Here is a 532-nt window from a genome sequence, read left to right as displayed (position 1 = left end):
CGTTCTATGGGGTGCCGCTCGATGGTTGATGCGTAACATCTTCAAGACGCTTATCCGTCTTGTGGTGCGCCCCATGATCACGTTGGTGTTGGAAGCATTGGTTCTGAATCCTGCGGTGCTCGCTGGTCTGGCCGTTGCCGGTGGTCTAGGCGTCCTAGGCTATTTCGCATGGGACACGTTTTTCAAAGCATCGCCCATAGTAGATACTGTTTATGATGACGCGGGTCGGCTTGTGGCTAGCACGGGCGCAGAAGCCCCACTCGGGGCCGGGGACGTTGGGGCTATGCGAGCAGCTGGTCCGGTGCCTCATGTAGAGCATAGAGACGTTACTAGTATAAGCGCGTTGGTCGCTCGCGGTGAGGGCGACTACAACAGTGTGAACTACGGTACGCGTGTCAAGGATAAGAAAAAGAAGGGGCGCGCGGGTACTGAAGACCTTGAGAACATGACGGTCAACGAGGTTATGCAGCATCAGCAGGCTGGTGACTTTAATGCTGTCGGTCGCTACCAGATCATTACGACCACGATGCCC

General features: G+C 55.8%; 1 protein-coding gene. It reads left to right on the top strand.

Annotation, left to right across the window (positions count from 1 at the left end; all coding sequences use genetic code 11):
* Positions 1-25: 25 nt before the first annotated feature.
* The coding region (locus tag AC1RPN_RS08180) for a hypothetical protein (protein ID WP_481763713.1) at positions 26-532 on the top strand (507 nt) is incomplete at its 3' end.

The organism is Dellaglioa sp. CoH-57-MRSF-20, assembly GCF_056781955.1.
Note: the sequence above shows the minus strand (reverse complement) of the source record. Positions and strands in the feature narration are given on the sequence as shown.